Origin of the sequence: Cytobacillus oceanisediminis, from assembly GCF_007830235.1 — a bacterium.
Taxonomy (GTDB): domain Bacteria; phylum Bacillota; class Bacilli; order Bacillales; family Cytobacillaceae; genus Cytobacillus; species Cytobacillus oceanisediminis.
In genome coordinates, this window is the sequence record NZ_VLKI01000002.1 from 536,498 (window position 1) to 547,462 (window position 10,965).

General features: G+C 42.3%; 10 protein-coding genes and 1 pseudogene. 7 read left to right on the forward strand and 4 right to left on the reverse strand.

What is annotated here, in order from left to right:
* Positions 1-54: 54 nt before the first annotated feature.
* Positions 55-315 carry a DUF1871 family protein gene (locus IQ19_RS06420; RefSeq protein WP_110064786.1) on the forward strand — a complete coding sequence of 87 codons (261 nt, stop codon included), beginning with the start codon at positions 55-57 and terminating at the stop codon, positions 313-315.
* A 75-nt stretch (positions 316-390) separates the two neighbouring features.
* On the opposite strand, the gene IQ19_RS06425 is transcribed toward IQ19_RS06420, so the two are convergent.
* Positions 391-1,230, reverse strand: a complete 840-nt coding sequence (locus IQ19_RS06425; RefSeq protein WP_144541104.1) for an alpha/beta hydrolase — start codon at positions 1,228-1,230, stop codon at positions 391-393.
* Between the two features lie 178 nt (positions 1,231-1,408).
* Between IQ19_RS06425 and IQ19_RS06430 the strand changes: the two genes are divergently transcribed.
* On the forward strand, positions 1,409-1,912 hold the full coding sequence (locus tag IQ19_RS06430) for an Lrp/AsnC family transcriptional regulator (protein WP_144541106.1): 504 nt from the start codon (positions 1,409-1,411) through the stop codon (positions 1,910-1,912).
* The gene (locus IQ19_RS06435) at positions 1,912-3,087 is read left to right on the forward strand and encodes an aminotransferase (RefSeq protein ID WP_144541109.1); all 1,176 of its coding nucleotides are present in this window, start codon (positions 1,912-1,914) and stop codon (positions 3,085-3,087) included. Before IQ19_RS06430 ends, IQ19_RS06435 begins: the two co-directional genes overlap by 1 nt.
* A 109-nt stretch (positions 3,088-3,196) precedes the next feature.
* Here IQ19_RS06435 and IQ19_RS06440 read toward each other — a convergent pair whose 3' ends face one another.
* A complete protein-coding gene (locus IQ19_RS06440; protein WP_110064790.1) occupies positions 3,197-3,559 on the reverse strand; it encodes a helix-turn-helix domain-containing protein in 363 nt (120 codons plus the stop codon).
* A gap of 244 nt (positions 3,560-3,803) precedes the next feature.
* Positions 3,804-5,147: a sodium-dependent transporter gene (locus tag IQ19_RS06445; protein ID WP_144541110.1), complete on the reverse strand. Its 1,344-nt coding sequence runs from the start codon at positions 5,145-5,147 to the stop codon at positions 3,804-3,806.
* A gap of 305 nt (positions 5,148-5,452) precedes the next feature.
* Between IQ19_RS06445 and yugI the strand changes: the two genes are divergently transcribed.
* The 3 genes and pseudogenes from yugI to IQ19_RS06460 all read left to right on the forward strand — a co-directional run bounded on the left by yugI (position 5,453) and on the right by IQ19_RS06460 (position 8,083).
* Entirely contained in the window at positions 5,453-5,851 is a 399-nt protein-coding gene (gene yugI, locus IQ19_RS06450) for a S1 domain-containing post-transcriptional regulator GSP13 (protein WP_110064792.1), read from the forward strand.
* 289 nt (positions 5,852-6,140) lie between these two features.
* Positions 6,141-7,568, forward strand: coding sequence for a Na+/H+ antiporter NhaC (gene nhaC, locus IQ19_RS06455; RefSeq protein ID WP_144541112.1), 1,428 nt, complete (start codon positions 6,141-6,143; stop codon positions 7,566-7,568).
* Between the two features lie 150 nt (positions 7,569-7,718).
* A pseudogene (locus tag IQ19_RS06460) lies at positions 7,719-8,083 on the forward strand (group I truncated hemoglobin).
* Positions 8,084-8,735: 652 nt separating this feature from the next.
* Here IQ19_RS06460 and IQ19_RS06465 read toward each other — a convergent pair.
* Positions 8,736-10,154 carry a sigma-54 interaction domain-containing protein gene (locus IQ19_RS06465; RefSeq protein WP_144541114.1) on the reverse strand — a complete coding sequence of 473 codons (1,419 nt, stop codon included), beginning with the start codon at positions 10,152-10,154 and terminating at the stop codon, positions 8,736-8,738.
* A gap of 216 nt (positions 10,155-10,370) precedes the next feature.
* Here IQ19_RS06465 and IQ19_RS06470 point away from each other — a divergent pair.
* Positions 10,371-10,965, forward strand: a 595-nt coding sequence (locus IQ19_RS06470) for an aldehyde dehydrogenase family protein (protein WP_144541116.1), incomplete at its 3' end; no start/stop codon positions are given.

A 10,965-nucleotide genomic window follows, 5' to 3' on the forward strand; every position in this document is an offset into this window, starting at 1 on the left:
AATTAAAACAAAGCGGCTCCAGGCTGGCAGTCGAACGATAAAAAGGTGATAAACATGGAAATTCAGCAGACAAACCTTTTGCTTGTCCATACCCTGGATCAATGGGATCCATTTGGAATCGGACCGGGCAATTATGATACAGAAATTGCAGATTCAGTCCAGGCTGTCCACGATCTCGATGACAGGGACAAGCTTGCAAGGAAAATTCAGTCCATATATGAATTCTCCTTTGAGGAAATCATCCCCTTGGAAAAATGCAAGGAAATATCCGCCCAGCTTCTTGATATCAAGAATAATGGTTCATGCACCATTTAATTATTCTAATACGGCAGTTAAGCAGTTTAGATTGCAATAAAACGGCAGCCCTCCCTGGTGTGCCGTTTTTTTCGTCTAAACACTCTCTGCAGTCTTCATGAACCTTTTAATATGCTGTAGGACATCTTCAGGCCGTTCTTCCGGTACAAGATGGCCGGTATCTTTTAATACAACCAGCTTGGAGTTCTTCAAATCGTTATTCAGCCGTTTTCCGATGTGAAGCGGAACGACTCTGTCATGCTCTCCCCAAATTAACAGGCATGGAGTTTCAATCCTTTTCAAGGCAGCCGGCGGCAAATCGCCTTCCCGGTCACGGATCATTCTGGTCAATGCACGAAAAATATCATCCTCTAAAAATGGCGACAAATACCCATAGAGCATCTCGTCATCAATCATGGAATGATCATGGACAACGTTTTTTAAATTTTGTTTTACTCCAGAGCGCTGAAGATATAATTTTACATACAAATAAAAGAACGGTATGTAGCTGGAAAAAATAAGATGGGGCTTCATCTTTTTCATATAGCCGGAGCTGCATAATAACACCGCCTGGTCTACGAGTTCAGGCTTGGAATGGGCGACATTCAAAACGATCTGTCCCCCCATTGAATGGCCAACTAATGTAACTTTTTCAAAGCTGAGCTTTTCTGATAATTGGATGACGGTTTTCGCCAGATTTTCGTAGGAGTAAACAAACTGGCTGGACTTGCCGCTTTTGCCAAAGGGCGGCAAATCGACTGAAACGACATTGAATTCTGTCTTCAATAAAGGAATCAACCTGCGAAAGCTAAAAGTGGATGACAGGAAGCCATGCAGCAGAACAAGTGTTTCCCTGGAAGATTCGTGTTTGTAATACTCATAGTAAACATCCGTTCCATTGATAGGCTCCGTTCCTGAAAAAGTCGCCTCTTCCATTGGCTTTCCCCTCCTTGTTTTTCTAAACTTCCCTATATTTTCCCCTCAATTTCAATCCTGACACATATGATTTTATAAATTTTAAAAAATAATAAAAGTGACGCATTTATTTTCAGCAGTTTTTGCTATAATGGAACTATTTTATAGAGTAATTCACTAAAGGATAGGAGCTGTAAAGATGAAATTATCAGAAAAACAAATAGAAATTTTGGAAATTTTAGAAAATAATAGTGCGCGAATCCCGGTTGAAGACATTGCGAAAATGGCTGAATTGAGTATTGAGGAAACAAATGAGGCTTTAGAAAAGCTTGAGGAATTAAAGGTTTTAGTCCGCTATACTTCGGTTATTGATTGGGCGAAGGTAGATGGTCATGAGGGTGTTACCGCGATGATAGATGTGAAGGTGGCTCCTAAACGCGGAGTGGGCTTTGGTGAGGTTGCCCAAAGAATTTACCGCTTTAAAGAGGTAAGATCGGTTTATTTGATGTCTGGCGCTTATGATCTTTCCGTTATTGTTGAAGGACGTTCCATGAATGAGGTAGCAAGGTTTGTTTCTGAAAAATTGTCCACACTCGACTCGGTCCTGTCAACAACGACCCATTTTATTTTGAAAAAATATAAGCATGACGGAACAATCTTTGAACAAAATGAAGATGACAAACGAATCGTGGTGTCACCGTAATGAACCGTACTAAAACCTATCTTTCTAAAACGGTTGAAGAGCTGAAGCCTTCTGGTATTCGCCGCTTTTTTGACCTGGCTGCAGGAATGGAAGGCGTCATCTCCCTGGGGGTGGGGGAACCTGACTTCGTAACGCCCTGGTCTGTAAGGGAAGCTGCAATCCTGTCCCTTGAGCAGGGATATACCTCTTATACTGCCAACGCCGGTTTAATGGAGCTTCGGGAAGAGATTGCGAGTTATATGCAGAAAAGCTTCGGTGTTTCCTATTCTGCACAAAAAGAAATCACTGTTACAGTCGGGGCGAGCCAGGCCTTGGATATTGCCCTAAGAGCCATCCTTGATCCCGGTGACGAGGTAATTGTTGTCGAACCGAGCTTTGTTTCCTACGTTCCCTTGGTAGCTCTTGCTGGCGGTGTGCCTGTACAGGTTCAAACGCTAAAAGAGTTCGGCTTTAAAATTCAGCCCGAACAGCTGGAAAAGGCAATTACAGAACGGACAAAAGCGATCATGCTTTGTTCCCCAAATAATCCGACAGGAACCATGCTAAGCAAAAGTGAGCTCGAGAATATTGCACAGATTGCAGAAAAGTATGACCTGCTTGTGCTGTCTGATGAGATTTATGCTGAACTGGCGTATGAGGGAGAGTATACAAGCTTTGCTGCCATCAGCGGGATGCGCAAAAGAACGATTTTAATATCCGGCTTTTCAAAGGGGTTTGCCATGACAGGCTGGAGGCTGGGATTTGTTTGCGCTCCGGAGGCAATCTCCCAGGCTATGCTTAAAATACACCAGTATGCGATGATGTGTGCTCCGACCATGGCGCAATTCGCGGCCCTGGAAGCTTTAAAAACAGGCAGAACAGATGTAGAAGAAATGAAAAAAAGCTACAGGCGCAGGCGGAATTATTTCGTTCAGTCACTTAATGAGCTTGGATTAACATGCCATGTGCCGGGTGGAGCGTTTTATGCGTTTCCGTCTATTGAAAGTACAGGCTTGTCGTCAGAGGAATTCGCAGAAAAGCTATTATTGGCGGAAAAAGTAGCAGTCGTGCCAGGCAATATCTTTGGCGAAAGCGGGGAAGGACATGTGCGCTGCTCCTATGCGACGTCCATGGAACAGCTTCAGGAAGCCATAAAGCGGATCGGCCGTTTCCTTGAGCGACGCCAAAAGGCATAAAAAAAGGACAATCCATTACAGATTGTCAACTTCAAAAAGGGGGGAATACTAGAAAGCCTTATACTACAAGGCTAACCAGTATTCCCCTTCTTATACTTGAGTTTTAAAATTATTTATTATGATATTTGATTTCGTAGAGCATTTGCATGACCCTCAGAAAATCCTCTTCACTGATTTCCTTTGCTTTTCTTAGTATGAGTTTTGCCTTTTTTGTGCCAATTTCACGTACAAGCTGTTCGATTTCATAATCGATTCCAGTCTGGTTTGTCAGCAGCTCCTGTTCAAGCAGTTCTGAAGCAGGAATATCAAGTGCTGTAGAAATTTTTAGAACAGTTTGGGTATCCGGAATTTGGTCCCCGCTTTCATATTTTGCAATGGTACCTGTTCCAACCCTCACTTTTAACGCAAGCTGCTGCTGGGACATATTCGCACGTTCCCGGCACGCCTTAATGTTATTGCCGATGTTTGACATGATCCATCACCCCTTTTATCATTTTTTCCTATTACTATTTTATCATGTGGGGCTGTTTGTTATGGCTGTTCTTCGTGAACATTTCGTTAACATCTCCCGCATTAACGGGCAGTCAGACTTCCCTGCAAAAAAGTTTAGTCTCCGAAGAGCATAAATGGGAAGACAAACTGCCTGTAAATGCCCGATTGGTTCAACTAACCATCATTGGGTGTAAAAGAGTCCCAAAGACGGAAGTTACACTTTACTATAGAATCCCAAGAGAATGAAGGAAAACAAATAAAATGGCAACGGGCACGAGATATCGGATGGAAAGGTACCATAGATCAAAGATCAGGCCAATACCTTTTGTGCCGGCATGCAGTTCCTCCTTTACAGCTTGTCGGGGGATTCTGTAGCCCACGAACAGGGAAATAAATAATGCGCCAAGCGGAAGGCCGATATTACTGGCGATAAAATCCGCAAAATCAAAAATGGATTTATTAAAAATCAATACATCCGACAAAACGCCAAATGAAAGGGCACTTGGAACGCCGGCAAGGAAAATAAACAATCCGAAAGACCATGCCGCTGTTTTTCTTTTTTCGGTTTTGTCCTTTACCAGGGCTGCCACCCCAATTTCCAGGATGGAAAAAGCGGATGTTAACGTAGCGAATAAAAGCAGCACAAGGAAGATGGTTAAAAAGATACCGCCAAATGCGATTTCATTAAATACGGCAGGCAGTACGACAAATACAAGACCCGGTCCTGCTCCAGGTTCAAATCCCAAAGCGAAAACCGCAGGGAAAATAACCAAGCCTGCCAAAAGGGAAATGATAATGTTTAATCCGACAACTGAGAAGGCTGATTTGGTCAGGTTATCTTCTTTCGAAAGGTAAGAAGCATAGGTAACCATGACGGAAATGCCTACACTTAATGCAAAAAAGGACTGCCCGAGAGCAAGAAGTACCGTTTCAGCATTTATGTTATTAAAATCAGGCTTTAATAAAAACTCGACACCCTCGAGCGCACCTTCCAGGGTAAGCGAACGGAATACCAAAATAATAAAGAGAATAAATAAAGCGGGCATCATGTATTTGCTGGCCCGTTCAATCCCTTTTTGGATTCCGCCCTGAACAACCGAAATGGTCATAAGCATAAAAATCAGTTGCAGCACAACAACCTCTGTTGGATTCGCAATAATATTTTCGAAGAGGTTTGCGTATTCCGCCTGTGAAAGGCCTGTTAACGTACCTGTAAAGCTTCTCCAAAGGTATGAAAGAATCCATCCGCCGACAACACTATAAAAGGACAGGATAATAAACGAGACAGCGACTCCGCCAATCCCAAGCCAATGCCAGCCAGTTCCCGGTGCTAAAACCTTGTAAGCAGTGACAGCATCTTTTTGTGTTCTGCGGCCAATAATAAATTCAGCAATTAAAATGGGAGCGCCAATAAAAATGGTTAATAGAAGAAAAATGGCAAAAAAGATTCCGCCCCCATTTGTGCCGGCCATATAAGGGAATTTCCAAATAGCTCCCAAACCAATGGCAGATCCAGCTGCTGCTAAAATGAAGCCAAGTTTTGAAGTCCATTGTTCATGTTTTTTCATAAATTACTCCTTTAAAATGATGTGAAACCTCTTTACTGGAGGTCTTTTACCCTTAGATATTAAATACTCCAGAAAAGATATTTGTCCATCTTACTATGATTTCCGAAAATTGTGTAGGGTAATTATATTGTTTGCAGAATGTTTCATTATATTAAAAGATAGGAAATGTTTAGGGTGGAAGCTGAAATGGAATAAAATGGATTGGTCGCTAATCCTTTTTCATTTTTGATATTTCTCCTTAGTTGTGATATAATTTTTTATTGCGTATAAAGAGATAAAATATGAATATAAATAGGAGTGTTTTCATGTCTGAGAAAATCGAAGTAGGCAGTGTTATTACAGGAAAGGTTACAGGTATTCAGCCATACGGTGCATTCGTGGCACTGGATGAGAATACACAAGGATTAGTGCATATTTCCGAGGTAACTCATGGATTCGTTAAAGATATTAACGAACATCTTAAAGTGGGCGACGAAGTAAAAGTAAAAGTTTTATCTGTTGACGAAGAAGCAGGTAAAATCGGATTATCAATCCGCGCAACAGAAGAAGCGCCACAAGCAGAAGCAAAAGCTAAAAAGCCTCGCAAACGCCAGGCAGCGCCAATCAAAATGGAAGACGAATCTGCACAGGGTTTCAACACACTTAAAGATAAGCTTCAAGAGTGGATCGAACAATCCCAGCGCGAAGACCTTATCAAGAAGTAATAAATGGGAAGCCGGGCTTTTGCCCGGTTTTTTATTATTTTTGGTTATAAAGTTGAACTTCCGTAATTTTCCATGAAGCAGTTCTTTTTTTATTATGCAAAATTTTTTTGCTTTTACATGCAAAATGAGCGTGCGCTCGACAAGTTATTTTGCATACCAATTTACATAGAAACGCCTAGCCGATGCATTTTTTAACATAAAAATTCAGAAAAATGACGGAATTTAATGTTTTGGCATTAATCTTGCAATGACTACTTAAAAGGGTATTACTTTAAAAGGAGGAACATATATGGGAGAAACGACAGGGAAGAAGATTCCGTTCGGGATGGCCGTGCTGCCGCTTTTGGTGATGATCGCTGTTATGGCTGTCACGATTGTAAAATTTGAGGGTAGCCCGCATGTGCCTTTAATTACAGGGACAATTGTATCCGCTTTCATCGCTTGGCGTTATGGATTTAAATGGAATGATATAGAAGAAGGTTTTTATAAAGGGATTCGATTGGCTCTTCCAGCAATCCTCATTATTATTATGGTTGGCTTAACGATTGGGGCCTGGATTGGCGGAGGAATTGTCGCAACGATGATTTACTATGGATTAAAGCTTATTACGCCTTCCATGTTCTTGGTTTCAATATGCGTCATCAGTGCGATTGTAACATTGGCGATTGGAAGCTCCTGGTCCACAATGGGAACGATCGGGGTTGCAGGCATGGGAATTGGGATCAGTATGGGCATTCCGGATCCGATGGTGGCAGGTGCTATTATTTCCGGTGCGTATTTTGGGGACAAGATGTCGCCGCTATCTGATACAACCAACTTGGCTGCAGGGATTACCGGCACGGACTTGTTTGAACATATTCGCCACATGTTTTACACGACCATACCTGCTCTGGTGATTGCAGTACTTGCGTATTGGATTATGGGCAGGCAGTTTGGCAGCAGTGCATTAGACAATGAAAATATTACAGAGGTAATGAAGGTGCTTTCAGAGAGCTTTGTCATTTCTCCTTGGCTTCTGCTCGTACCTGTACTGGTTATTTTTCTGGTGGCCAAAAAAGTTCCGGCTCTGCCTGCCTTGGCGGCTGGAGTTGTGCTTGGATGGCTCTGCCATATTTTCGTTCAAAGCGGTTCAGTAGGAGATGCTGTGAATACACTCCAGGGCGGATTTTCAATCGAAAGCGGAAATGGCCTTGTGGATGACCTTTTCAACAGAGGCGGCATCGATGATATGATGTACACCGTTTCGTTGACGATTGTCGCGATGACCTTTGGCGGTGTGATGGAACAGACTGGAATGCTAAAAGCGATTGTCGATCAGATTCTGAAGCTGGCACGCTCAGCGCGAAGCCTTGTGGCTACAACCGTTTTATCATCCTTTTTCACGAATATTGCAGCAGCAGAGCAGTATATATCCATCCTGTTGCCTGGTAGAATGTATGCGCAGGCCTATAAGGATAAAAATCTGCAATCTAAAAATCTTTCACGCGCACTAGAGGATGGAGGGACTGTAACTTCTGTATTTGTTCCGTGGAATACCTGCGCGGTGTTTATTTTTTCAACACTGGCCGTACATCCGTTTGAATACGCACCATATGCGATATTGAATTTCACTGTGCCAATCCTGGCTATAATCTTTGCCCTGCTTGGCTACAAAATTACTTTAATGAGTGATAAAGAGCGAAAAGAAATGGAAGCAAACGATCAGAAGGCATCTTGAAAAGAAGGCTCTGGATTTTTTCAGAGCCTTTCTCTTATTTAGGTTAATGGATAGTTATCCGGGTAAAGATAAATAGAAGCATTCAGTAAATTTATGAATAGGGAGTTTCGATTAATCAAAAAATACATTTTGTTGAAAGGAGTGACTTTTATGTCAGAGCAAACGCTTTACGAAAAAGTAGGCGGCGGGGAAGCGATTGAAAAAGTGGTCGATTACTTTTATGAGGAACTAGTATTGAAGGATCCAAAGTCAATCAATTCTTCGAGCACACCGATATGGTCAAACAGAAACGCCATCAATCTAAGTTCATCAGCTATGCATTGGGAGGGCCTAATCAATACTCAGGCAATTCAATGGCAAAAGCACACGAAGGCATGAACCTTCAGCCGGAGCACTTTAACGCCATCGCTAAGCACCTCCATGATGCACTTGCTCACTTTGGAGTAAGCGAGAGAGAGATTGACGAAGCATTAACCCGAGTTGCAGCGCTTCGGGACGATATTCTATACAAATAAAGCTCCCCGCGGGGAGCTTTTAGTTGTTTTTAAAAATGGCTCTGTTAAATTTGCCTGTTGATTTCAGCACGAGGCACTCAGCGAACAGCGGGCGGTCCGACGCTCCTCGTCGCTTTGCTCCTGTGGGGTCTCCCTTTGATCCGCACTCCCGCAGGACTTTGAATAAGCATCCCTGAAATAACACCGCACGAAGGAAATGCGAATGCATTTTCGCGGGATTAGTGCCTTCCGCTCCAATCAACAGTGTGCTAAAAAACAACAATAAGCTTTAACAGAGCCTTTAAAATAAAAAGAGCTGCCGGAAAATTTTATGCTTGGAAAAAGGACAGTTAATCAGTTTTACACCTGAACTTTCAAATATCGATATTACCTAATAATTTAGAAACGCTATTTAAACCGGCCGGAAATTGGCTATGTTCGTGGAATTCTAGGCGGATTACAACTGCAAAACTTGAATTAAGTGCAACTTTTTATAGATTGCCTTCTTTTTCTCGAATTAGCCTCCTCAAAGCAGAACTGCCCGCCCTTTTAAGATATATCAACGAATTATCCGGTTATATCAACGAATTTTTCAATATATCAACGAAAAACCACATTATATCAACGAAAATTCCAATATATCAACGAATCGCCTACTCGCAACCCGAACTAGCTATTTATCCTTCTTAACTCCATACTTTCGCAGCCGGTATTGCAGGTTTTGCCGGCTCATGCCAAGAGATTTTGCGGCTTGGGTAATATTATTGTCATGATGCTTAAGTACTTTTTTTAGATAATAGGTTTCTGCTTCCTGGATGTATTGCTCCAGCGGCTTGATTGGCTTGTTTTTCTGAATCAGCAGATCGTCCATAGTGCCTGTCTCATTCTGTTCCTCCTTGAATTGAGGTTTGTTTCGGAAATGGAGCGGCAGGTGGATGTAGCTGATGGCTTCTTCCAGGTCGATCAGGTTCATGGCGCCTTCAATAATATGCTCCAATTCACGGACATTCCCTGGCCAGTCGTATTGCTCGAATTTGCTCATTACGTCTTCGTCGACCTCCGCGACATTCATACCGAAAAGCTGATTATATTTTTCGATGAAAAATTGAACAAGGTCCCGGATATCTTTTGTTCTCTCCCTTAATGGCGGAATGAAAAGGGACACAACACTTAGTCTATAGTACAAGTCCTTCCGCAAACGGCCTTCTGAGATCGCATCGATTGGATCCTCATTGATTGTGGCAATTATTCTTACATCTACGGTCCGGTCTTTCGTATCGCCGACTCTGCGGACTGTTTTTTCCTGCAAAACTCTTAGAAGTTTCGCTTGCAGGGATGGATTAAGAGAGTTGATCTCATCCAGCAGAAGGGTTCCGCCATCTGCCTGCTCAAATAAACCCGGGCGCTCAATCGAACCGGTAAAGGCCCCTTTTTTGGTGCCGAACAAAAGGCCTTCTATCAAGCTATCTGGCAATGCTGCACAGTTTTGCGAGATAAAGGGTTTAGAAGAGCGGCTGCTTCCGTTATGGATGCTCTGCGCAAAAAGCTCTTTCCCAGTACCGGTTTCGCCGATGATCAAAACAGACGAACTCGTACGGGTAGCTCTTTTGCTTGCCTCGATCACTTCCCGAATCTCATCGCTGCTTCCAATGATGCTATCAAAGGTGTAGCGCGTATCTCCTCGTTTGTTCATGTTTTCCCTGATCAGTTTTTCAAGTTTAGTAACATCGCGGGCAATTTCCATGGCGCCAATCTGCACACGATCTTCTATGATTGGAAAAGTATTATTAATTGTTGTAATTTCCTGGCCCTTATTGTTAAAGTACGTTTGCTTGGCGTTTTTAATATTTCTTCCCATTTGCAGGGCTTGAAGGAGTGTACTGTCTTCGTTTTGGTTAAAAGAAAAGACATCAAGCAGGTTCTTATCCAACACATCTTCATAGTTCATGCCTTCAATCTCAACCATTTTTTTATTGTAGATAATCGTTGTTCCCTCGTCATCTACGACATGGACACCGACATCGATTTCATCCAAAATTCGCTGAAAGATCTTATTTTTTAATTGAAGCTGTTCGAATTCATGTTGATTCATTGTGGTCTCCTCATCCTGTATTTTATTTAATAGTATAAACTAAATTGAAATAGTGCAATGGGAATTTGCACCCAAGGATAACATTCACTTATCAATACGCAAAAATATTTTGCTGACAAAAACAATAAATCTTTATTTAACAGCTTTTTAAAGTTGGCACAGTTCTTGCATTATAAAATGACGGATGAAAAAAACGACTTAAAGGGGGATGGAATCATGGTACAGCCGTACAAACATGAACCTTTCACAAATTTTAAAACAGAAGAAAATCGCGAAGCATACTTACAGGGATTAAAAACAGTCGAAAGCTATTTGGGCCAGAATTATGATCTATTAATTGGCGGAGAGCGCGTTTCTACTGAAGATAAAATCGTATCAATCAATCCTTCTAATAAAGAAGAAATAGTTGGCCGTGTTTCAAAGGCAAACCGCGAGCATGCTGAGAAAGCGATGCAGGCTGCTGTTGAAGCATTCAAAACGTGGAGAAAAGTAAAGCCGGAAACACGCGCAGATGTGTTGTTTAAAGCTGCTGCGATTATCCGCCGCCGCAAGCATGAGTTTTCTGCCCTTTTAACAAAGGAAGCAGGAAAGCCTTGGAATGAGGCTGATGCTGATACTGCAGAAGCCATTGACTTCCTTGAGTACTATGCACGCCAAGTCTTAAGAATTAAAGACGGTGTTCCAGTCAACAGCCGTCCGAATGAATATAACCGTTATGACTACATTCCACTGGGAGTAGGCATCATTATCTCTCCTTGGAACTTCCCGCTAGCGATCATGGCTGGAACAACCGTTGCAGCGATCGTGGCAG